Consider the following 19202-nt stretch of genomic DNA (forward strand, 5'->3'; position numbering starts at 1 on the left):
GGACTGCGTCTGCGATGACGAGAAAGAGTCAGACGCGGGACCTCCTGCCGATCAGGCCGGCCTTGCCCGCCGCCACGTACACGAGCGCGGCGATGACCAGCGCGTTGAGCGCGGGGATGCCCCATGCCAGGTAGTGCCCGGCGAACGCGGCGATCACCCAGGCGACGAGTCCGGCGGGCACCCAGTTCGGCGCCTCGTCCGGCAGGCCGCCGCTGCGCCGCGAGGTCTTCAGCTCCTCCCGCCATCGCCGCACCACGTAGTATTCGGCGATCATGATCCCGGCGATCGGCGGAACGGCGACGCCGAGCAGCACCAGGAAGTCGACAAGATGGTCGGCGATGCCGAGGGCGGCCAGCGCCGTACCGATCACTCCGAGGCCGACGGTGACGGCTGCCCGCCCAAGCCGCATGCCGAAGATGGTGTGCAGCGCGTTGGTGATCCCCAAGGAAGCCGCGTACAGGTTCCAGTCGTTGGTCTTCAAAGTGGCGGTGAGCAGCACGATGGTGCCGACCACGCCGGAGGTGGTGGTGACGATCGCCACCACGTCACCGGTACGCAGCGCGTGCGCGAGCAGGACGCCGATGAGGGCCAGCAGGTACTCGCCGAGCGTGATCCCGATGACGGTCTGCTTGACCACGTCGGCCGCGCTGCGGTTGAAGCGGCACATGTCAGGGCTGATGACCGCGCCCACGATGAAGCCGCCCGCCACCAGCGTGGCGCCCTGCGCCAGGCTCAACGGCTGGCCGGGCGGCGCGGACGCCACCAGGTCGGCCACGTCGTGCTTGCCGAGCTCGACGACGATGGCCCAGCCGGCCAGCGCCAGGAAGGCGGGCACAGTGATCCACGCCGTCCAGGCCATCCCGGCGAACCCGACCACCACGATCGCCGTGATCACCAGCCCGCCCACGATGGCCCACGCCCAGACAGGCGGACCGCCGAGCAACGCGGCGAGCCCTTGAGCGAGCACCGCCGACTGCACGCCGAACCAGCCCAGCAGGCAGATCGCGATCACGATGCCGACCAGCCCCGAACCGTGCCGGCCGAATCCGGCCCAGCGGGCCAGGACCGTGGTGGACATGCCTTCCCGCATGCCGGCGATGCCGACCGCGATGGCCACCAGCTCCAGGATCACCGCGCCGAGGGTGATGGCCACGACGGCGTTCCAGAACGTCATGCCCATGCCGAGCGTGGCGCCGAGGAGGAACTGGCTCAGCGCCGACAGCAGCCCGAACCGCTGAATGGCGACCGTCGGCCAGGCGTAGCGGGCGGAGGGCGGTACTCGTTCCAGGGCGTAGTCGTCGTTTGCGGGGGTGTCGCCGGGTAAGGCCGGCACCGAGGTGGAACGCATGCGGAGCCCCTTCTGACCGAAGTGGTCTTTTCACGCGAACGCTACGTCGACGTAAGTGATCAAGGGAAGAGGCGGGACGACCCTATTCCAGCGGTGCAGCGCATCCCCGCAGCGAAGGGCCGCGCCCCGCCACTCGACTGGGATGGGCGTGCTGAGGGGAGACGGGAAACCGTCCCGCCCGTTCTACGCTGTGGTGGTGATCACTGATGCGGACTTCGTGGACGCGCACGTGCATTACTGGCAGCCCAGCGTCAACGACTGGTACGAGGCGCTCCGGTCCCGGCCCATCTACCGGGACATCCTTCCCGGAGATTTCCCGGCATCCGCCGCCCACGTGCACGTATCCGCGGTCTCGTCACCGCGTTCCGTGCTCGCCGAGGCGCGATGGCTCGAGATTCTTCGCCGTGAGACCGGGTTTCCTTCCGCTGTCATCGGCACGACAGATCCGGCGCTGCCCTTCACCGACATCGAGGCGAGTCTGCGGGCACAGGCCGAGAGCCCCGCGTTCCGGGGCCTCCGGGTCTTTTCCGGCCTCGATCCCGCCGCCGGCACGACCCGGCGTCTCTTCCGGTTGGTGGCCGACCACGACTGGATCTTCGAGATCATCACTCAGCCCGCCGGCGTCCCCTCTTACCTGCCGGCCATCAAGGACGCGCCCGATACGACGTTCGTCCTCGAACACGCCGGATGGCCCGGCGGAGCGGAGCCCGAGCAGTTTCGCCAGTGGCGCGAGGCCATCGCCGCCCTCGCCGCGTTCGACAACGTCGACTGCAAGATCTCAGGGCTCGGCATGGCGCTCAGGACCACCGATCCCGCCCGCCTGCGCCCCTTCGTCGAGACGTGTCTGGACCTTTTCGGGGTGGATCGCTGCTTCTTCGGCAGCAACTTCCCCGTTGACAGCATCGCCGGCACCTACGCCGACCTCATGGGCGCCTACCGCCGGACCACCGCCGCGCTGAGCGATGAAGACCAGCACAAACTGTTCGCCGCCAACGCCCGTCACCGCTACCGGCTACCGGGCTGATCGTCTGCGCAAGGTCAGGCCGGCGTCTCGCCGAAGCGGAAGCGTACGACGCGGGTGGAGCGTTTCATGCCCGGCAGCAGGCTCATGACGCGGTACAGGCGGCGAACGCCGGCCGGGGCCTTGGCCGTCAGGATCGGCGCGTCGTACATCGGCGCCTCGTCGACGTACTCCAGTCGCGGGTGCCACGCGGCCAGCGCGGCCGGGACGTCGAAGCCGCAGTGGAACCGGGCGTCGTACGCGCGCAGCCCGGGATTCCACCTCGAGGTGCGCCACGCCCAGACCGGCACCGTGTCGAACTGGATCTGGCCTGCAGGGAAGGCGTCGACGACGCTCGTCAGCAGCCGCCGGACGTCCTCCTCGGTCAGGTACGGCACCAGCCCCTCGGCGATCATCAGCGCCGGCCGGCCGCGAGGGATGCGCTCCAGCCAGGTCAGGTCGGTGACATCGGCCCCGATCAGCGTGTGGTGGTGGTCGCGTGGCGGCAGGAGCTGCCGGCGCAGGTCGATGACGGCGGGATAGTCCAGGTCGTACCAGTCGACGGTGGCGGGCGGGTCGATCCGCTGGGCGCGGGCGTCAAGGCCGCAGCCCAGGTGCAGGACCACCGCGTCGCGGTGCTCGGCGAGGAAGCCGCGGGCCCAGTCGTCGTGGGCCCGGGCGCGGACCACGGCGACCAGGCCCACCTGGCTGGTGCCGAATCTGCGCTGGTCGTAGGCGGGGTCGAGGAGGCGCATCACCCGCTCGGCGTAGGTGTCGCCGAGGATCGGGTCCGGCAGCCGGTTGTCCAGCGCCTTGGCTCTGAGGACGGGAGTGAGGGTTTTCTGCACTCCGAGGAGTCCGGTGTCCGTCACACCAACGACGTTACTCCTATTTCATGAAATTCGTGAAGTCTTCGAAATGTCCTAGACTGTGGCGTCATGACGGAGGACGGAGCGGTGGTGACGCGAGCGGGCGAGGACGCCATCGCGGACTTCCGGGAACGGTTCGCGCAGATCCTGGTCGAGTCCGGCATGCCGCGGATGGCGGCGCGCGTGTACGCCGCGCTGCTGGTCACCGACTCCGGCAAGCTGACGGCCGCCGAGCTGGCCGAGCGGCTGGGCGTCGGCGCGCCGGCCATCTCGGGGGCGGTCAAATACCTGGTGCAGGTACGGCTGGTCGAACGCGGCCGCGCACCCGGCAGCCGGCACGACTTCTGCCGCATCCATGAGCACACCTGGAGCCACTACATCAGCCAATCCGTCCCGGTGCTGGTCCACGTGCAGACCGGCGCGGAGGAAGGCGTCACGCTCCTGGGCCAGGACTCCCCCGCCGGGCGGCGGCTGGAGGAGACCGGCCGGTTCTTCGCGTTCATGCGCGAGGAGATCGAGCGATCGATGGCCAAGTGGCGGCGGCTCCAGGCGGCCGGACCCGAGGACGACTGAACCCGGCGGTCACGGTCACCTCCGTGTCAGTTGACGTCCGATGCCAGGGCGACATCGAGAATGGACCGACTGCAGTTCGGGGTCGGTGCGTTGGAGCAGAAGGAGTTGACGGAGAAGTCGCTGAAGTTCGCGCTGGGCTCGATGGGGATGACTCGCCCCACCGGGCTGGGAGTCACACTGACCTTGAGCTGGCTGCCCGGGGACAGCCACCACAGGGTCGAACTCCGTACCCAGACGTAGGCCGTCCGTGCTGCGGTGACGCCTACGCGGACCTCGAAGTCGCCCCGGTATCCGTTGAACACGTCCGGCCGTGACCAGGATCCCAGGTGGAAGTCCTGGACCTCGCCCGGGCGCAGCGAAGTTTGGACGGGGACCTCGAAGCATTGGCCCTGCACGGTCACCTGGGGCACCTCGAAGGTGCAGGCTTTCATGGTGCCGGTGATCTTCATGAAGCCGGCGCCGGCGTGGGCGGCGTTCGCCGGAGCGGCGAGCATCGCACCGGCGACGGCAGCGGCAGCCGCCAGGCCGAGTTTGCGACGGATGGACATGGGACCCTCTCCTTCGGGTTCGGTGGACGCGCTCGACACTAGGCATGGCTAGAACTTTGTTCTGCGTCGAAGTGCACGCCACCTCTGTGACGTCGGTCACCCGCCGGTGCCGGGTGCCGGGTGCTGGAGGCTCTAGGCGCTCGCATCCGCCGAGACCATCATTGGGGCATGGTGAATCCTGTTGTGACGGCGTGTTCCCTGCCCGCGCCCGCTGCGGGCGTCGGCCGGGGAGAGACCGGCTGACGCTCATGCGGGCCGGTCACAACCCGCTGAAGGACGACGCCGTGCTGTTCGACATGTACATGCACGCGCTGACGGAGGTGCTGGGGAAGGACGAGATCCGCAGCGCGCTGGACGAGGTCGACGTGTCCGCGAACCAGATGCGTCACATGCTGGTCTCCGACGCCGGGCGAGTCCTCGCTCTCGCACCCGAGGAATTCGCGGCCTACCAGGCCGCGAGAACGTCGGCGGTGTACGACGGTTCTGTGGCTGCGACGGCGCCGGCTCGGGCGACGTGTCCTGCAGGGCGACCTGGCCCCGGGGGCCAGCAGCGAGCGTGACGCGCTCATGAAGCGGCTGGCCCGGTACGAACTTCTGGCCCAGGTGAGGACGAGGATCAATCTCCTTCGCACGTACCGGTTCGGCCGGGCGTTCGGCGTGACCAGCAGCCCGGGACTGAGCGAGATCCATGACAACCTCTACGAGGTCCCCACCCGCGCCGCCGTCGAAGTCGAAAGCCTGATCACCAACGTGACGGGCATCAGCCTGGGCATCGCGGGACCGCGCGGATCGGGCAAGTCCACCATCGTCGGTCACTACTGCGGGCGGCCTCCTCGCGAACCGGAGCAGCTCAGGACCCGGGACGGCCTGCTGATGGGGTCGCCGCCGGGCCCGCTCGCCGATGTGCGCTGTCTCGTGCTGGCGCCGGTCGACTACGCCGCCCGCGACTTCGTCCTGCATCTGTTCGCGGTGTTCTGCCGACGGGTCATCTCCGTTTTCGCCCCGATGGCGCGGAGGGGGCCGTGGCGGCGATGGCTGGTCGTGCCCCTCGCGATGGCGGCCGTCGCCTCCGCCGCGGCCCCGCGGGTCATCATGATCGCTCTCGCGGTCGCCGCCCTGCTGCTCGTCGCGCTGAACCCGTGGACGATCGGCGTCGCCGTGCTGGTCGGAATGATCTGCGCTGTCCGGTTCGCCTACGGGGTGCGCCGTCTCGCCCGACGGGCAGGAGCCGCCCCCGAACCTTCGCCCATCAGGCCAGGTCGCTCCTGCAGGACGCCAAGCGGAATCTGGTCAGGGTCCGGCACCTGCAGTCGCACAGCACCGGCTGGTCGGGGGCGCTGCGGCTGCCGGTGGGGGCGGAGGGGCAACTCTCGGGCGGCGTGACCCGAGCGGAGCAGCCGCTCAGCCATCCGGAAGTGGTGGAGGAGTTCCGCGGATTCGCCCGCCGCGTGTCCGCCCTGGTGCATGCGCACGGTGGTCGCGTTTTCGTCGGCGTGGACGAGCTGGACAAGATCGGTTCCGCGGAACAGGCCGAACGGTTCCTCAACGAGCTCAAAGGCGTGCTGGGCATCCCGTACGTCTACTTCCTGGTGTCGGTCTCCGACGACGCGCTCGTGTCCTTCGAGCGGCGCGGCATCCCGTTGAGGGACGCGTTCGACAGCTCCTTCGACGAGATCGTCCGGGTCGGCAGGCTCACTTACCCCGAAAGCCGCAGGCTCCTCTACCGCCGGGTCATCGGGCTGAGCGAACCGTACGTCGGGCTGTGCCACGTGTTGTCGGGCGGCATCGCCAGGGACCTGATCAGGGCCGCCAGGCGGGTCGTACAGATCGGCACCGCTCTGGCCGCCCGCCCCGCGGGCGTCGTCCCATGGGACGAGGATGTCCTCGAGGCCGATCGGTTCGTGGTGCGGACACAAGAGGAGACACCCGCCCTTCCCGTCCAGCTCGCCGACGTGTCCGCAGCCGTCGTTCGAGAGGAGATCTCCCGCAAGGCTCTGGCGTTCACGCACGCCCTGACCGACGTGGGCGCGGCCGGGGGCGCCGCCTTCCAACGGATCCTGTACGACGCCGGCACGGCGAGCTCGCCCCGGGACCTCATGGACGCGCTCCTGCGCCCAGGCGACGACGAACCCCCGGAGGTGACGCGGCTGCACGTGGACTACGCGGCCTACGTCTATTTCTGCCAGACGGTGGGCGAGGTGTTCAGCGCCTCCCTGGACGACATCCGCCTGGAACGCTGCACGGGAACACCGGCCTGGGAAGGCGGCTTCGACGCGCTGGCGGCGGCGCGAGCCGCGTTCGTCACGGATTCGCGCATCGCCTGGCACGCGGTCAGCGGCATCCGCCGAGCCTGGCAACTCGACGTGCAGGACCTCACCATCTGAGTGGTGACCGGGGTCGGGGGATCTCGGCTGAAGAGAACGGGCGCGCGTGGAGGGCTGCGCTGATCGCCCTGGCCGGGATCGTTCATCCGGGGAGGGCGTCTCCGGGGAAGCCGTGGCACGGGTGAACCTCGCAGCGCATCATCCCGGCTCGCACGCAGGGGTCCTCGGCCATGATCTCCGCGGCTTCCTCGGCCGGTACGGTCATGATCGCGACGCCGGCCACGGTGTCGGAGGCGACCGGGCACAGGATCGCGATGAGCCCCTCGGCGCGCAGCGACACCATGCGTCGCTGGTGTTCGCGTTCGACGGCGTCCGCGCCGTCCATGGTCCGTTCCGGCCCCCATTGGAGGAGCGCCAGGCTGTAGGGCTTCGCGGTCGCGGCCAGAGCCTGGATCTGTTCGTCGGTCACGGTCGTGCTCATGATGTCTCCTTACTTCTCGATGCGTTCGGCCAGCGAGACGATGATTCCTTCGGGCCCGCGGACGTAGGCCATCCGCCACATGCCCTCGTATTCGCCGATGCCTCCCACGAGGCCGTGGCCGGCGGCTGCGGCGTGGTCGACCGCGGCCTGGAGGTCGTGCACCTCGAAGGCGACGTTGCGCAGGCCCAGCTCGTTGGCCGGCGCGGCGGGCGAACCCGGGAGGTGGTCCGGCCGGGCGAAGCTGGAGAGCTCCAGCGTCGTACCTCCGCCGGGCGGTCGCAGCATGACGATCTCGGTGCGGGCATCGGTCATGCCGATCACCGTGTCCAGGAACTCGCCTTCGACGGCCATCTTCTGATCGGCCTCCAGGCCGAGGCTGACGAAGAACGCCGTCACGGCGTCGAGGTCGGCGACGGTGATGCCGACATGGTCGAAACGCCTGATGAATGTCATCGGATCCCCTCGGGGTTTCTTCAAGAGACTCTGGGAAGGTAGCACCCCAGGTTCCGTAAGGGAACCCCACTTGCTAGATTGCTGCCATGCAGCGAACGCGGTTCGGGGAGATGGCGTGTTCCATCGCGCGTACGTTGGACGTGATCGGCGAGCCCTGGTCGCCGCTGATCCTGCGCGACGTGTGGGCCGGGGTGCGCCGCTTCGACCACATCCAGGCCGACCTCGGGATCTCCCGCAAGGTGCTCACCGAACGGCTCAACCACCTGGTCGAACAGGGCGTGCTGGAACGGCAGCCCTACGACGCCCGCCCCCGCTACGAGTACCACCTCACCGCCAAGGGCACCGACCTCGTCGAGATGCTCATGGTGATGGCGCGGTGGGGTGACCGCTGGCTCGCCGGCGAGGCCGGGCCTCCCGTCCTGTACCGCCACCATGCCTGCGGGCAGATCGGCCACGTCGACCCGCGCTGCAGTCACTGCGGCGAGCCGATGCACGCCGACGACGTCGACCTCCTCCCGGGCCCGGGCTCGGCCTGACAGCTCATCAGGGCGCGCCATGGTTGGTGAGCCGGCCGTTAGAGTTCATGGATGCTGCTGACGATCCTTGGCGGATGCGGTGCGTGGCCGGCGGCGGGCCAGGCCTGCAGCGGTTACCTCGTGGAGCACGACGGGTTCAGGCTGCTCGGCGACCCTGGATATGCGACGGTGCTGCGGCTGCTGGAACGGATCACCGCCGATCAGGTCGACGCGGTGTTCGTCAGTCACGGACATCCCGATCACTGTGCCGACCTGAACCCGCTGTTGCGTGCGCGTACGTTGCGTGACGACCCCCCGGGTCCGTTGCCGGTGTACTCGCTGCCCGGCGCCCTGGATGCGGTCCTCGCGCTGGACCGCCCGGGGATGCTGGCCGACGCCTATGCCCTGCACGAGTTCATCGCCGGCGACCAGTTCGCCATCGGCCCGTTCCGCGCGCAGACCCGTCTACTGCCGCACTCGGTGCCCAATGCGGGCATACGGCTGACAGCGGGCGAGCGAGTGCTCGCGTACACCGGCGACACCGGCCCGAGCCCTGAGGTGGTGGACCTGGCGCGCGGCGCTGACCTGCTCCTGGCCGAGGCCACCTTTGTGGACCAGGTCCCGCAGGATTCGCGGCGCCACCTGTCGAGCGCCCGCCAGACAGGCCGGCAAGCCAAGGAAGCCGATGCCCGGCACCTGTTACTGACTCACCTGCAGCCGGGCACAGACGCCACGGCCGCGCGAGCCGCTGCCGGGGCCGAATACGACGGCGAGATCGGCATCGCCACCTCCGGTCTCACCATCGATCTTTCCTGAGCAGCCTTCCTACGGCTTCGGCCGCGGTGACGCCGATGCGGCATGGGATGCGCGTCCAGGATCGGTCGATCCTCGCGCGCGCGGCGGCCATTTACCAATGGTCCCAGCCGTGCCAGCCGTACCAATAGCCCGTGAGGTGCCGGTAGGTGTCGTCCGCCGTCTCCTGGGGTTCGCCCTTCGGAAGCAGGACGAAGTTCGTGTTGCTCTCGATGGCCCATTCCTCGCCGATCAGGCAAGCGCTGCCGGGGACTTCCTCGGCGTTCTCCTCCCATCCCGAGTACGGGAATGCATCACATATCCGGTACAACCCCAGCCATTGGCAGGAGAAGTCGCGATCCGTCTGCCTGGTAACCGTTTGAGCGTAGGCTTCCATGCTCGGTTTCGAGATCGTGAACCGCAGCCAGAAGGGGGCGTCCACCACGAGTGCCGCCATTACGCCCGCGGCGATGATCCCAGGCAGGATCCAACGTCCCGTTCGGCCGTCGACCGCGCCTCGACTGGTCGCCAAGCCGAATCGGACCACCCAGATCACATACAGAGGGAACCCGAAGAAGAGGGCGACCAGAATCATCTCGACGACGTACCAATGGGGGACGCTGGCCCAGTACAGAATGACGCCGGCCACGGCGGAGAGGGCGGTGAGGTACAGCCATCCTGGAGGCTTCGTGATCATGTGCCACCTTAGCGCTCGCCATGACCACTCGACCGGGCACAGGCGGCACGTTCGGACCTCGTTCAGCGGCATCGCCATCGGCCCGGCCTTGTCACGCGTGCAGCGAGACGTCAACCGCGCCCACGCCCGTCTCGAGGCCATCGGTGAACGTGTCGGGCGGCCGCGCTCGTGCAGGCGATGTGTCGGTGGGTGCTGCGAACATGACGGGATGATCGCCACTCCTGACGACTACTCCTGGTTCTCCCCCGAGCGCTTCCCCGGCCTGGCGGACGCCTACTGCTTCACCTACGTCCGCGGGCTGACGCCTGAGGAAGTGGTGACCCGGCTCGGCGTCCGGGTTGAGGACTGCTCTCGCGTGACGCTTGATGGGCTGATCCGGCGGCAGACCTTCGGTGCTGTCGCCGTTGGAGATTGGGTACTCCTCGTCGAGGCCTGCAGCGGGCTCGGCATCACCGAAGAGATCATCATGCCGCTGTCGGCGGGCACCCGTCTCGTCTCCCACTTCTACCTCGACGTCGACGACATGGACTACTTCTACTGGATCGACGACGGAAAGATCCGCTTCGAGTTCGCGCACCAGGAAGGCTATTCCCATGGGATCAAGGACGGGGAGATCCAGTTCATGTTCCGGCCCCATGAAAGCTACTCGGAGGAGAGGCCGGACGAACTCGTGGAGGTCCTGGAGCGGATCGACTCCCCTGCCCACCCGATCGCGGACCCCCATACAGGACCGGCGTTCCTCCTGGCCGAGCACCTCACCGGGATCACGATGACGCCGCGACTGCTGGAGGAGTCCACTTACCTGTGCGGAGTCGTTCCCGGATGGAGGTGAGCAGAACATCAACGCGTCCGGCAGCAAGGCCCATCAACTGAAGGAAGACCGATGATTGATGAGAGCTATTCCCGTTGGTTCAATCAGCAGACCAACGGCGTCTTCAACCTCACATGGTGCTCCGCGACCACGACTGATGTCCTGGCGGCCTACGGCATCTCGGCCGAGAACACCGAGGCGATGCGCTTTTGGGGTGGCGATATCGACATGCTCGTCGGGCGTCTCGGCAACGGCACCGTCATCGTGGACTTCAGTATCGATTCTTTGACGTCTCACACGCCCGGGGCTCTTCCCACCCTGGCGCAGCACGGGCCTTGTCTGAGTGCTGCATGGTGCAACGAGATTCCAGCGATAGTGTCCTATTACGCGCAAGGTGCTCGCGTAGTCCGGTTCGATGCAAGTTTCCGGGACTGGTACCCGGATCCCGATCTCGCCGCTGTCGAGGAGTGGATTGCCGCTACGCCTGCCGGCACGGAAATATGGGACAGCCGTTGGGACCGCGCCATACTCATCACCGCCGAAGCGATGCTGCAAGCTGCAGTAGATGATGAATGGATGATAGCGACGCACATTGGCGTCACCTTCCCAGAATGAGGGGCCGCCGGGCCGTCTGGGAGTGGGGCTCAGCTTGCCCGGCGACGAAAGGGCCGATCCGGGCGAACCGGTCCGGGCAAACCGTGCGATAGATACACCGTGAGACCGTTCCCCTTCCGGCGGCGTGCGGCCCCGGACGTCACGGCGGAAAGCGACGACGCCGACCTCGTCACCGCCGTCGCCGCGCGCAGCACCGCCGCCCTGCGCATCCTGCACCAGCGTCACGCCCCCTGGCTGCGCGCCCGGCTGGCCCGCCGCTGCGCCGACGCCGACGCCGTCGACGACGCGTTGCAGGAGACGTTCCTGGCGGTGTGGCGGTCGGCGGGCGGGTTCCGGGGCGGCAACGTGGCCGGCTGGTTGTGGACGATCGCCGTCCGCCGGCTGATCTCCGCCCTGCGGGGCCGGGGCTCGCGCTGGGTCGGCTCCGGCATCGAACCGGACGACAGCTCCCCGGTCGCCTCGGCCGAGGACGTCGTCCTGCTGGGCGTGGAGCACGGCGACCTCGGCGCCGCCCTGAACAGGCTCTCCCCCGAGCTGCGCGCCGTCATCGAGGCGACCGTCCTGGACGGCCTCACCACCAAGGAGGCCGCCGGTCTCCTGGGCATTCCGGAAGGCACGGTCAAGACCCGCGCGATGCGGGCCAGGGCCCGGCTGCGCGAGGAACTTTCATGAGCGACTGGCACATCCCCGACGATCTGCGTGAGCGCTACCTCGAAGGCAGGCTCGAACCGGCTCTGGCCATGTCCGTGGACGCGCATCTCGGCCGGTGCGCCGGCTGCCGGGCGGCGGTCCCGTACGACGAGGACTGGCTCGAAGCGTCCTGGGCGAGGCTGGAGACCGAGCTGATCACGCCGCGCCCCAGCCTGGCCGAACGTTTCCTGCGGCACCGAGGGATGCCCGACCACCTGGCCAGGCTGCTGACGGCGACGCCGACGCTGAGCCGGGCCTGGCTGGCCGCGGTGGTGGCGGTGCTGGCGTTCGCGGTGCTGGCGGCGCGCGCGCAGGCCGACCTGCTGCCCGCCTTCCTCGTCGTCGCGCCGATGCTGCCGCTGGCGGGCATCGCGCTCGCGTACGGGCCGCGCGTCGATCCCGCCCACGAACTGGTGGCCGCCACGCCGATGTCCGGGCCGCGGCTGCTGCTGACCCGGGCCACGGCGGTGCTGGCGGTGGCGGTCGTGCTGGCCGGGCTCGCCTCGCCGCTGCTGCCCGCGCCACCCGGGCTGAGCGCCGCCTGGCTGCTGCCCGCGCTGGCCGCCGCCTCGGGCTGCCTGGCCCTGTCGAACCGGCTGCCGGTGCCGATCGCCGCGCTCGCCGTGGGCGGGGTGTGGCTGGCCATCGTCGGCGCGGGCGGCCTCGCCGCCGGCTGGCCGGCCGTCTTCGGCCCCGCCCCGCAGATCGGGTACGGCGCCGCCGCCCTCCTGCTGACGTACCGCTTCCACAAACGGAGCACGAGATGATCCAGATCAAGCACCTGACCAAGACCTACGGCGCCAAGCGGGCGCTCGACGGCCTCGACCTGACGCTCGGCGCCGGCGTGACCGGCCTGCTCGGCCCGAACGGCGCCGGCAAGACCACCCTGCTGCGCTGCCTGGCGACCACCCTCGCCCCCGACGGCGGCACCGTACGCGCCTTCGGCCTGGACCCGGCCGACCGCGTCCAGCGGACCGCGTTGCGGCGCAGGCTCGGCTACCTGCCGCAGAACCCCGGCGCCTACCCGCACTTCACCGCCTTCGACCTGGTGGACTACGTGGCGATACTCAAGGAGCTGACCGACCGCGAGCACCGGCACGCCGAGGTGCGCCGGGTGCTGGCCGAGGTGAACCTCACCGACCAGGCCCGTACGAAGGTACGCAAACTGTCGGGCGGCATGCGTCAGCGGCTCGCGCTCGCCCAGGCGCTCCTGGGCCGGCCGGACCTGCTCATCCTCGACGAGCCGACCGTGGGCCTGGACCCCGAGCAGCGGATGGCGTTCCGCGCGCTGGTCTCGCGGCTGGGCGAGAGCAGCGTCGTCGTGCTGTCCACGCACCAGACCGAGGACGTCGCCGCGCTGTGCGAGCGGGTGGTGGTCATGCGGGACGGCCGGGCGGTCTTCGACGGCACCCCCGGCGAGCTCGCGGCCGTGGCCGACGGCCGGGTGTGGCTGTCGGACGCGCCGCCCGCCACGTCGGAGCTGTTCTGGCGGACGGCCGACGGCCGCTACCGTACGCTCGGCGCACCCCCACCGGCGGCGGACGCGGTGACGCCCGGCGTCGAGGACGGCTACCTCATGCTGCTCGGGGAGGCGGCGTGACACGGCGGCTGTTCGTGTTCGAGACGCGCAGGCTGGTACGGCACCCGCTCGTGTGGGGCGCGACCGTCCTGGTGCTGGCGCTGCAGACCTTCCTCACCTGGGACCAGCAGCCCGACCTCACCATGGACCCGGTCAACGCCACCGGGCTGGCCACCTGCCTGGCCGCGGCGGTCCTGATCGTGGCGAGCCTGGCCACCTCACGCGACGGGCGGCACGGCATGCCGGAAAGCCTCGCCGGGCTGCCCGGCCGGGCCGAGGACCGTACGCGGGCCCTGCTGCTGGCCACCCCGCTGGTCGCGGGGCTCGCGGCGGCGGCAGCCGTGGGCGGCTACCTGGCGATCCGGCTGCTGAGCGGCCCCGCCGGAGGACGGTTGGACGTGTGGGAGCCGCTGACGGCGGTGGCCGCCGCGGTGCTCGCCGCGACGCTGGGCGTGGCCGTCGGCCGCTGGGCGCGGTGGCTGATCGCGGGGCCGCTGGTGGTGGCCGTGCTCGGCTTCCTCATCTACACGAACCCGATGAACGGGCAGGCCCGCTGGCTGCTGCCGGTGATGCAGGACCACCGGCCCGACTGGCCGGACCGGCCGTCGGCGGTCCACCTGGCGTACGTGCTCGCCGCCGCCGTCGTCTTCGGCGGGTTCGCGCTGCTCAGGCATCGGCCACGCCCGGCGCCCGTCGTGGCCGTGGTGGCGGCGCTGGCCGTCGCGGTGCCCACGGGGGCCGTCGCGGCGTCCACCCGGCCACCGGTGCGGCTCCCCACGAACGTGGCGCTGACGGCCGCTCATGTGGACTCCCGCGTACGTGATCGCTACTTCGGCCCCGACGTCTACCGCTGCACGCAGCGCCAAGGGCTCACCTACTGCGCCTTTCCCGGTTACGAGCCGTGGATCCCGCTGTGGGAACAGGCCGTCCAGCCGGTCGTGGCGGCGCTGCCCGCCGCGCTGCGGAACCGGGCGCCCCAGGTGCGGCAGACGAGCGCGACCTGGCGCTTCGTCGAGGATTCCGGGGAGCTCCGGCCGCCGATGAGCTGGGGGCATCCCGACCAGCGCCGGATGCTGGCCGAGGACGTGGCCTTCTGGGCGACCGGTCTGTACGACTCGGCCACCGCGCATTTCACCCCCGCCCGCTCCGCCGCGCCGTGTGACGTACGCGGTCAGGCCCGCACGGTGGTCGCGCTCTGGCTCGTCGGCCAGGTCTCCCCTCCCGAGGCCCGGCGGCAGCTCCACGTCGACCGCGACCTGGGACGCCTGTCCGGCCTGGACTGGGGCCCGGCCGAGATCGGTTACGCCAGGCGGCTGCTGGCCTCCCCCGGCGCCCGCGAGAAGGTCCAGGCCGGCTGGGACACGCTCGTCAGGCCCACCACCACGATCGACCAGGCCCTGCCGCTGCTCGGGCTGGAACGCGAGTTCAACGCACCGATGGGAGCCACGCCATGCTTGTGACACTGCCCGCCCGGCCGCCGACCCGCGGCCGGATGGCGCTCCTGCTGCTGCGCCCTCTCGCCCGGGCCATCGACTGGGGGCCGCTGGCCGTGGTCGCCGCCTTCACCGCCGGACTGGTGAGCCTGACGGCGTACGGGGAGACACTGGCCGGGGGCGACGCGCTCGTGCTCATGCGCGTCTGCGGCACCCTGCTCGGCGCGGCGGCGGCGTTCGGGCTGGTCGACGCCATGTCCGCCGACCTCGGCGCCGCCGCGGTCCCCCGATGGGTACGGCAGGCGCTGCGCTGCCTGCTGCCCGGCGGCGCCGCGATCGCGATCTGGCTGGCGGCCTTCTCCTACGTTCTCACCCGCCTGCCGGAAGGCGCCCTGTTCCCGGTCGGCGACCTGCTCGTCGAGATGGGCGTCTGCCTCGGCATCGCGCTGGCCGCCGCGGCGACCGCCGTACGGCTCGCGCCGGGACGGCAGGCTGCCATGGCGGCGGTCGTGGTCCAGCTGGCGATGGTGCTGGGGACCATCCTGCTGCCGCAGCAGGTCCGGCTCTGGCCGCCGACCTGCGGGTTCGGGTACTGGGACCAGGCGCACCTGTTCTGGCTGGCGATGCTGCCCCTGCCGTACCTATGGTTGATCTTCGCGGGGCGCGACCTACGGCGCTGACACCTCGCGCTGCCCGGGACGGCGCGCCCTGGCGAGGTCGGATCGCCGGAGGTGCTCCTGGCGCCGCTCGATGACGCCGATCACTGTCATGGGTGTTTCACCCTTCAGATCTGGTTCAGGCCGCCGTCGACGTACAGGCTCGACCCCGTGATGAAGCTGCTCTGCGCGGAGGCGAGGAAGGTCACGGCGGAGGCCGATGCGCGGCTGCTGGCCCGCTACGTCACCACCTTGGCGTTCGGCATCGCCGTTCAGGCCGCGAGCGGGGTCGGCCGCGAGGAACTCCAGGAGATGGCCGACGCCGCCCTGCGCAGCTGGCCGCTCCCCTGACAAGCTTCCCCTCCCCGCCTTCCGCCTGAGGCCCCGCATGCCCGCCGACGCTCCGAATTGACATTGCTAGCTATTTCAGTCATGTTTGAAATAACTAGCCAACAAGTACGGAGCCAGCGATGGAACACGTGACCTTCAACAGCCTCGGCACCCGCTGCGCGGGCGATCTCTACCTGCCCGAGACGAGCGACCCGGTCCCCGGGCTGGTGCTCGGGCACAGCGGGGTGATGGTCAAAGAGGCGCTGGCGTTCTTCGCGCCGCACTTCGTCAAAGCCGGCTTCGCGGTGCTGGCCATCGACTACCGCACGGTCGGCTCCAGCGAAGGCGAACCGCGCGGCCTGGACTACCCGGAGCGGCAGGTCGAGGACTTCCGCAGCGCCGTGTCCTACCTGCGGACCCGTCCCGAAGTGCAGCCGGAGCGGATCGGGGTGTGGGGGGTGAGCATCGGCGGCTCGGTGGCGGCCCAGGCCGCCGTGCTCGATCGGCGCATCAAGTGCGTCGTCGTGCAAAGTCCCAGCGTGTGGAACGGATGGCGGTACATGGAACGCCTCCTGGGCCGTGCCGGTGTCCACGCGCTGCGCGACCGGCTGCAGCAGGACTGGCAGCGGCGCTACGAAGGCGGGCAGAGCGCTCGCGTGCCGCACCTGACGCTGGAGGGCGACAGCGTGAAGGACACCCCGGACATGTCGACGCGCCTCTTTCCCACCTACCGCAACGAGAAGACCCTCGACTCAGCCGAGCACCTGCTCACCTTCGCACCGGAGAACCTCATCCACCGGCTCGCGCCGACGCCACTGCTGATGATCGCCAACGGCGGCTGGGACCCGTACCACATGCTCGAGGAGGCGCAGAGCGCCTTCGCCAAGGCGGGTGAGCCCAAGCGGCTCGCGGTGCTGCCCTACGACGTGCTGGGCCTTTACACCGGCCCGGGTCTGGAGGAGGCGATGGCGCTCGCGATCGACTGGTTCGACCTCCACCTGCGCAGGACCCGGCTCGCGGACATCACCCCGGCACCCACCTACGAGTCGGTGGCCGCCATGACACAGTGAACCGGCACAACGATCGACAACGGAGGACGCGACGATGAGCACTGAGGAACAGCAGGACCGACTGCTCCGCTGGGTGGAACGGGTGGCCGCCTTCTGCGTCGAGGAGTGGGGGCTGCCGCCCATCACCGGACGCATCCTCGGCTGGCTCATGATCTGCGATCCGGCCGAGCAGTCCGCCGGGGAGATCGCGGAGGTCATCCAGGCCAGCCGCGCCTCGCTCACCTCGAACATGCGCTTCCTCACCGCCATCGGCCTGGTCAAGAAGGTGAGAAGGCCCGGCGATCGCGTCTCCTACTACCGCATCGAGGACGACGCCTGGCAGAAGGTCATCCAGCGCAAGCTCGCAAGCCTGAGCGCGTTCGGCGAGATCGCCGACGAAGGGCTCGACATCGCGGGCGGCGATGGGCACCGCACCGAGCGCATCAAGGCCGCCCACGACTCCCTGACGTGGCTGCAGAACCTCGCGGCCCGTCATCCGCTACGCCGTTAAGGAACCCCCATGCACCGCCGGCAACCCAAGCTCGGGCTGATCCAGGAAACGCTGCTGCTCACTCTCCACGCCAGAGCCCTGGACGCCGGGCTGCCCAGCCCGATCCTCGGCGACACGCTCTCCGCCGATCTGGCCGGCACCATCGATTACGACTTCGGCAAGCTGAAGGTCAAGCCCAACCTCGTCCTCACCACGGCGCTGCGCGCCAAGAAGCTCGACGACGTCGTCCGCGCCTACATCGCCGCTCATCCCGGATGCGTGGTGCTCGACCTGGGCTGCGGCCTGGACACCAGGATGTTCCGCTGTGATCCCCCGCCCGGCGTCGACTGGTACGACATCGACTTCCCGGAAGTGGTGCACCTGCGGGCCGAATGCCTGCCCGGCCGTTCCCACCTGGTCGGAGCCGACCTCACCGGCTCCGACTGGCTCACCGCCATCCCCGCTGACCGGCCGGCGATGATCGTCGCCGAGGGGCTGCTCCCCTTCATGCCCGGCGACTCCTTCCAGGCGATGACCCGCGCGCTGGCCGGCCACTTCCCTTCGGGCGAGCTCGCGCTCAACGGCTACACCCGCTTCGCCGCCTGGGCCATGAAGTACCACCCGACCATCAAGGCACTCGGCATCAAAGCCGCCCAGGGCTTCGACGACCCACACGAACCGGAGTCCTGGGACGCCGGCCTCGAACTGATCGAGGAGCAGATCCTCGCCCGCGCACCGGAGGTGGCCCGGTTCCCGCAACCGCTTCGCGCGCTCACCCGTCTCACCGCCCGCAGTACAGCCCTGTCGCGGCAAGGGGCCCGCATCCTCCGCTACCGATTCTGACCGGCCCCCGCCGACGACAGCCGGGCGGCGGGGGGGGTCAAGGGTGCACGTTCCGGTCGAGGCCGAGCGTGGCGATGAGGTCTTCGTGGAGCTGGAACCAGACGCGATGGCAGGAGTCGACGTCGGTGCGGTCCACCCAGGCGTTCTCCCCCGCGCGGGCGCGCGCCAGGGCCGCGGCGAACCGGGTGTCGTATCCGCGGAACCGGGTCAGCACGCTCCCGAGCCGGTCGGCCAGCGGCGTGAGCGCGCGGGAGACGCAGGCGAGCTCATGGAGGACCCCGGCGTCCCAGTCGGGGTCGCTGTGATCGTTGACGGCGAGCCGGTCGCCGGCGGTCGGCCGGAGCTGCCAGTCGGTGCATGCTTGGAGCAGGAGGGCGTTCAGCGGGAGGAACGCGCGGTAGACGTCGCGGACCTCGTCGGCGCCGCCGACGTCGGCGAGCTCGGCCGCGAGCCGGCGCTCGTTCTCGGCCCGGCCCGGTTCGGTCAGCGACCAGCCCCCGGTGCCGGCGAAGGCGGAGTGCCCGGCCCAGCCGCGCGCCTCGAAGTCGCGCAGCAGCTCGTCGGCCTGGGCCGCGTCGAGCCCGTACCGCTGCGCGACCGCCGGGGTGTCGGCGAAGCCGAGGACGCGTACCGCGTGCAGGACCAGCAGGCCGGGCGCGGAGTCGCGGGTCATGAGCCGGCCTCGCGCGCGGTCAGGCGGGTGTAGTGCTGCTGGCACGCCTGCGGGGAGTTGAATCCCATCGCCTCCGCCATCTGCGCCCAGGTCAGTCCGCTGCTGCGGGCGATGAACAGCAGGGCGGATTCGAGTCCGTCGACTTCGGCGCGTGCGGCGGGCAGGAGGGCCAGCGCGCTCAGGACGTCCTCCGGGGCCAGGTCGGCGTTGCGCCAGACGGCGAACTGGACGAGGTCGACCGCCGAGAGCGGGGCCGGCGCGGGGAGCCACGGACGGGCGTCGAGCGCGTCCGCGCCCAGGCGGAGCAGACGTCGGCGCGCGTCGTGCTCGCGGCCGGCCTGGGCGTGGTCAGCGCGGTCCGCGCGGCCGGTGGGGGTGATGTCCTGCTTGCGTGACATGCCACTCATGATCCAGAATCAACGAAATGTTGTCA

At 70.1% G+C, this 19202-nt stretch carries 27 protein-coding genes and 1 pseudogene; 19 read left to right on the plus strand and 9 right to left on the minus strand.

Going from position 1 to position 19202, the window contains the following annotated elements; genetic code table 11:
* Positions 1 to 28: 28 nt before the first annotated feature.
* Complete coding sequence (locus SMD20_RS45630; protein WP_329593754.1) at positions 29 to 1348, minus strand: purine-cytosine permease family protein; 1320 nt, start codon at positions 1346 to 1348, stop codon at positions 29 to 31.
* Between the two features lie 196 nt (positions 1349 to 1544).
* Between SMD20_RS45630 and SMD20_RS45635 the strand changes: the two genes are divergently transcribed.
* Positions 1545 to 2372, plus strand: a complete 828-nt coding sequence (locus SMD20_RS45635; RefSeq protein WP_329593756.1) for an amidohydrolase family protein — start codon at positions 1545 to 1547, stop codon at positions 2370 to 2372.
* 14 nt (positions 2373 to 2386) lie between these two features.
* Here the strand turns inward: SMD20_RS45635 and SMD20_RS45640 are convergent, their stop codons facing one another.
* Positions 2387 to 3220: a class I SAM-dependent methyltransferase gene (locus SMD20_RS45640; RefSeq protein WP_329593758.1), complete on the minus strand. Its 834-nt coding sequence runs from the start codon at positions 3218 to 3220 to the stop codon at positions 2387 to 2389.
* Between the two features lie 66 nt (positions 3221 to 3286).
* Between SMD20_RS45640 and SMD20_RS45645 the strand changes: the two genes are divergently transcribed.
* Complete coding sequence (locus SMD20_RS45645; RefSeq protein WP_329593760.1) at positions 3287 to 3790, plus strand: GbsR/MarR family transcriptional regulator; 504 nt, start codon at positions 3287 to 3289, stop codon at positions 3788 to 3790.
* A 26-nt stretch (positions 3791 to 3816) separates the two neighbouring features.
* On the opposite strand, the gene SMD20_RS45650 is transcribed toward SMD20_RS45645, so the two are convergent.
* A complete protein-coding gene (locus SMD20_RS45650; protein ID WP_329593762.1) occupies positions 3817 to 4338 on the minus strand; it encodes a hypothetical protein in 522 nt (173 codons plus the stop codon).
* Between the two features lie 191 nt (positions 4339 to 4529).
* Here SMD20_RS45650 and SMD20_RS45655 point away from each other — a divergent pair, with 191 nt between their 5' ends.
* From SMD20_RS45655 to SMD20_RS45665, 3 genes are read left to right on the plus strand one after another with little or no spacing between them, the layout of a single operon-like run.
* Positions 4530 to 4898 carry a hypothetical protein gene (locus tag SMD20_RS45655; RefSeq protein ID WP_329593764.1) on the plus strand — a complete coding sequence of 123 codons (369 nt, stop codon included), beginning with the start codon at positions 4530 to 4532 and terminating at the stop codon, positions 4896 to 4898.
* A 7-nt stretch (positions 4899 to 4905) separates the two neighbouring features.
* Positions 4906 to 5721 carry a hypothetical protein gene (locus SMD20_RS45660; RefSeq protein ID WP_329593766.1) on the plus strand — a complete coding sequence of 272 codons (816 nt, stop codon included), beginning with the start codon at positions 4906 to 4908 and terminating at the stop codon, positions 5719 to 5721.
* Positions 5718 to 6722 (plus strand): hypothetical protein, encoded by a 1005-nt coding sequence (locus SMD20_RS45665; RefSeq protein WP_329593768.1) that lies wholly within the window; start codon positions 5718 to 5720, stop codon positions 6720 to 6722. The genes SMD20_RS45660 and SMD20_RS45665 overlap by 4 nt, the downstream gene beginning before the upstream one ends.
* An 82-nt stretch (positions 6723 to 6804) precedes the next feature.
* Here SMD20_RS45665 and SMD20_RS45670 read toward each other — a convergent pair whose 3' ends face one another.
* Together SMD20_RS45670 and SMD20_RS45675 are read right to left on the minus strand one after the other, a co-directional pair.
* Positions 6805 to 7143, minus strand: a complete 339-nt coding sequence (locus tag SMD20_RS45670) for a hypothetical protein (RefSeq protein ID WP_329593770.1) — start codon at positions 7141 to 7143, stop codon at positions 6805 to 6807.
* 9 nt (positions 7144 to 7152) lie between these two features.
* Positions 7153 to 7596, minus strand: coding sequence for a VOC family protein (locus tag SMD20_RS45675; protein ID WP_329593771.1), 444 nt, complete (start codon positions 7594 to 7596; stop codon positions 7153 to 7155).
* A gap of 86 nt (positions 7597 to 7682) precedes the next feature.
* On the opposite strand from SMD20_RS45675, the gene SMD20_RS45680 reads away from it, so the two are divergent.
* Together SMD20_RS45680 and SMD20_RS45685 are read left to right on the plus strand one after the other, a co-directional pair.
* The gene (locus tag SMD20_RS45680; protein WP_329593773.1) at positions 7683 to 8132 is read left to right on the plus strand and encodes a winged helix-turn-helix transcriptional regulator; all 450 of its coding nucleotides are present in this window, start codon (positions 7683 to 7685) and stop codon (positions 8130 to 8132) included.
* A gap of 51 nt (positions 8133 to 8183) precedes the next feature.
* Entirely contained in the window at positions 8184 to 8927 is a 744-nt protein-coding gene (locus SMD20_RS45685) for an MBL fold metallo-hydrolase (RefSeq protein WP_329593775.1), read from the plus strand.
* A gap of 91 nt (positions 8928 to 9018) precedes the next feature.
* Here SMD20_RS45685 and SMD20_RS45690 read toward each other — a convergent pair whose 3' ends face one another.
* Complete coding sequence (locus tag SMD20_RS45690) at positions 9019 to 9600, minus strand: hypothetical protein (RefSeq protein ID WP_329593777.1); 582 nt, start codon at positions 9598 to 9600, stop codon at positions 9019 to 9021.
* A gap of 63 nt (positions 9601 to 9663) precedes the next feature.
* Here SMD20_RS45690 and SMD20_RS48555 point away from each other — a divergent pair.
* From SMD20_RS48555 to SMD20_RS45725, 8 genes and pseudogenes are all read left to right on the plus strand, one after another.
* Positions 9664 to 9751 (plus strand): annotated as a pseudogene (locus SMD20_RS48555) (IS5/IS1182 family transposase); the annotation flags it as partial.
* A gap of 57 nt (positions 9752 to 9808) precedes the next feature.
* The gene (locus SMD20_RS45695) at positions 9809 to 10432 is read left to right on the plus strand and encodes a DUF6461 domain-containing protein (protein WP_329593779.1); all 624 of its coding nucleotides are present in this window, start codon (positions 9809 to 9811) and stop codon (positions 10430 to 10432) included.
* Positions 10433 to 10483: 51 nt separating this feature from the next.
* A complete protein-coding gene (locus tag SMD20_RS45700; RefSeq protein WP_329593781.1) occupies positions 10484 to 11026 on the plus strand; it encodes a hypothetical protein in 543 nt (180 codons plus the stop codon).
* 99 nt (positions 11027 to 11125) lie between these two features.
* Positions 11126 to 11698 carry an RNA polymerase sigma factor gene (locus tag SMD20_RS45705; protein WP_329593783.1) on the plus strand — a complete coding sequence of 191 codons (573 nt, stop codon included), beginning with the start codon at positions 11126 to 11128 and terminating at the stop codon, positions 11696 to 11698.
* Positions 11695 to 12483 carry a zf-HC2 domain-containing protein gene (locus tag SMD20_RS45710; RefSeq protein ID WP_329593785.1) on the plus strand — a complete coding sequence of 263 codons (789 nt, stop codon included), beginning with the start codon at positions 11695 to 11697 and terminating at the stop codon, positions 12481 to 12483. Before SMD20_RS45705 ends, SMD20_RS45710 begins: the two co-directional genes overlap by 4 nt.
* Entirely contained in the window at positions 12480 to 13316 is an 837-nt protein-coding gene (locus tag SMD20_RS45715) for an ABC transporter ATP-binding protein (RefSeq protein ID WP_329593787.1), read from the plus strand. Before SMD20_RS45710 ends, SMD20_RS45715 begins: the two co-directional genes overlap by 4 nt.
* Positions 13313 to 14755, plus strand: coding sequence for a hypothetical protein (locus SMD20_RS45720; RefSeq protein WP_329593789.1), 1443 nt, complete (start codon positions 13313 to 13315; stop codon positions 14753 to 14755). Before SMD20_RS45715 ends, SMD20_RS45720 begins: the two co-directional genes overlap by 4 nt.
* The gene (locus SMD20_RS45725) at positions 14746 to 15408 is read left to right on the plus strand and encodes a hypothetical protein (protein ID WP_329593791.1); all 663 of its coding nucleotides are present in this window, start codon (positions 14746 to 14748) and stop codon (positions 15406 to 15408) included. The genes SMD20_RS45720 and SMD20_RS45725 overlap by 10 nt, the downstream gene beginning before the upstream one ends.
* A 104-nt stretch (positions 15409 to 15512) precedes the next feature.
* Here the strand turns inward: SMD20_RS45725 and SMD20_RS48560 are convergent, their stop codons facing one another.
* Positions 15513 to 15593, minus strand: coding sequence for a hypothetical protein (locus SMD20_RS48560; protein ID WP_442942660.1), 81 nt, complete (start codon positions 15591 to 15593; stop codon positions 15513 to 15515).
* Here SMD20_RS48560 and SMD20_RS45730 point away from each other — a divergent pair.
* The 4 genes from SMD20_RS45730 to SMD20_RS45745 all read left to right on the plus strand — a co-directional run bounded on the left by SMD20_RS45730 (position 15556) and on the right by SMD20_RS45745 (position 18096).
* Positions 15556 to 15735 carry a hypothetical protein gene (locus SMD20_RS45730; protein WP_329593793.1) on the plus strand — a complete coding sequence of 60 codons (180 nt, stop codon included), beginning with the start codon at positions 15556 to 15558 and terminating at the stop codon, positions 15733 to 15735. The two genes, SMD20_RS48560 and SMD20_RS45730, sit on opposite strands and share 38 nt — an antisense overlap.
* Positions 15736 to 15854: 119 nt before the next feature.
* Positions 15855 to 16784, plus strand: a complete 930-nt coding sequence (locus tag SMD20_RS45735; RefSeq protein ID WP_329593795.1) for an alpha/beta hydrolase — start codon at positions 15855 to 15857, stop codon at positions 16782 to 16784.
* Positions 16785 to 16818: 34 nt separating this feature from the next.
* Entirely contained in the window at positions 16819 to 17274 is a 456-nt protein-coding gene (locus tag SMD20_RS45740; RefSeq protein WP_329593797.1) for a GbsR/MarR family transcriptional regulator, read from the plus strand.
* 9 nt (positions 17275 to 17283) lie between these two features.
* The gene (locus SMD20_RS45745) at positions 17284 to 18096 is read left to right on the plus strand and encodes a class I SAM-dependent methyltransferase (RefSeq protein ID WP_329593799.1); all 813 of its coding nucleotides are present in this window, start codon (positions 17284 to 17286) and stop codon (positions 18094 to 18096) included.
* Positions 18097 to 18133: 37 nt separating this feature from the next.
* On the opposite strand, the gene SMD20_RS45750 is transcribed toward SMD20_RS45745, so the two are convergent.
* Together SMD20_RS45750 and SMD20_RS45755 are read right to left on the minus strand one after the other, a co-directional pair.
* A complete protein-coding gene (locus SMD20_RS45750; protein WP_329593801.1) occupies positions 18134 to 18769 on the minus strand; it encodes a transcriptional regulator in 636 nt (211 codons plus the stop codon).
* Positions 18766 to 19167, minus strand: a complete 402-nt coding sequence (locus tag SMD20_RS45755) for a DNA-binding protein (protein WP_329593803.1) — start codon at positions 19165 to 19167, stop codon at positions 18766 to 18768. The genes SMD20_RS45750 and SMD20_RS45755 overlap by 4 nt, the downstream gene beginning before the upstream one ends.
* Positions 19168 to 19202: the final 35 nt, after the last annotated feature.

This window comes from Nonomuraea sp. LP-02, assembly GCF_036289125.1.
In the GTDB taxonomy this organism is placed as follows: Bacteria; Actinomycetota; Actinomycetes; order Streptosporangiales; family Streptosporangiaceae; genus Nonomuraea; species Nonomuraea bangladeshensis.

Excerpts from the sequence above, each read along its gene's own strand:
- SMD20_RS45630 (WP_329593754.1), bottom strand. The coding sequence starts at position 1,348 with ATGCGTTCCACCTCGGTGCCGGCCTTACCCGGCGACACCCCCGCAAAC.
- SMD20_RS45645 (WP_329593760.1), top strand. The coding sequence starts at position 3,287 with ATGACGGAGGACGGAGCGGTGGTGACGCGAGCGGGCGAGGACGCCATC.
- SMD20_RS45650 (WP_329593762.1), bottom strand. The coding sequence starts at position 4,338 with ATGTCCATCCGTCGCAAACTCGGCCTGGCGGCTGCCGCTGCCGTCGCC.
- SMD20_RS45660 (WP_329593766.1), top strand. The coding sequence starts at position 4,906 with ATGAAGCGGCTGGCCCGGTACGAACTTCTGGCCCAGGTGAGGACGAGG.
- SMD20_RS45670 (WP_329593770.1), bottom strand. The coding sequence starts at position 7,143 with ATGAGCACGACCGTGACCGACGAACAGATCCAGGCTCTGGCCGCGACC.
- SMD20_RS45675 (WP_329593771.1), bottom strand. The coding sequence starts at position 7,596 with ATGACATTCATCAGGCGTTTCGACCATGTCGGCATCACCGTCGCCGAC.
- SMD20_RS45680 (WP_329593773.1), top strand. The coding sequence starts at position 7,683 with ATGCAGCGAACGCGGTTCGGGGAGATGGCGTGTTCCATCGCGCGTACG.
- SMD20_RS45685 (WP_329593775.1), top strand. The coding sequence starts at position 8,184 with ATGCTGCTGACGATCCTTGGCGGATGCGGTGCGTGGCCGGCGGCGGGC.
- SMD20_RS45690 (WP_329593777.1), bottom strand. The coding sequence starts at position 9,600 with ATGATCACGAAGCCTCCAGGATGGCTGTACCTCACCGCCCTCTCCGCC.
- SMD20_RS45695 (WP_329593779.1), top strand. The coding sequence starts at position 9,809 with ATGATCGCCACTCCTGACGACTACTCCTGGTTCTCCCCCGAGCGCTTC.
- SMD20_RS45700 (WP_329593781.1), top strand. The coding sequence starts at position 10,484 with ATGATTGATGAGAGCTATTCCCGTTGGTTCAATCAGCAGACCAACGGC.
- SMD20_RS45710 (WP_329593785.1), top strand. The coding sequence starts at position 11,695 with ATGAGCGACTGGCACATCCCCGACGATCTGCGTGAGCGCTACCTCGAA.
- SMD20_RS45715 (WP_329593787.1), top strand. The coding sequence starts at position 12,480 with ATGATCCAGATCAAGCACCTGACCAAGACCTACGGCGCCAAGCGGGCG.
- SMD20_RS45725 (WP_329593791.1), top strand. The coding sequence starts at position 14,746 with ATGCTTGTGACACTGCCCGCCCGGCCGCCGACCCGCGGCCGGATGGCG.
- SMD20_RS45735 (WP_329593795.1), top strand. The coding sequence starts at position 15,855 with ATGGAACACGTGACCTTCAACAGCCTCGGCACCCGCTGCGCGGGCGAT.
- SMD20_RS45740 (WP_329593797.1), top strand. The coding sequence starts at position 16,819 with ATGAGCACTGAGGAACAGCAGGACCGACTGCTCCGCTGGGTGGAACGG.
- SMD20_RS45745 (WP_329593799.1), top strand. The coding sequence starts at position 17,284 with ATGCACCGCCGGCAACCCAAGCTCGGGCTGATCCAGGAAACGCTGCTG.
- SMD20_RS45750 (WP_329593801.1), bottom strand. The coding sequence starts at position 18,769 with ATGACCCGCGACTCCGCGCCCGGCCTGCTGGTCCTGCACGCGGTACGC.
- SMD20_RS45755 (WP_329593803.1), bottom strand. The coding sequence starts at position 19,167 with ATGTCACGCAAGCAGGACATCACCCCCACCGGCCGCGCGGACCGCGCT.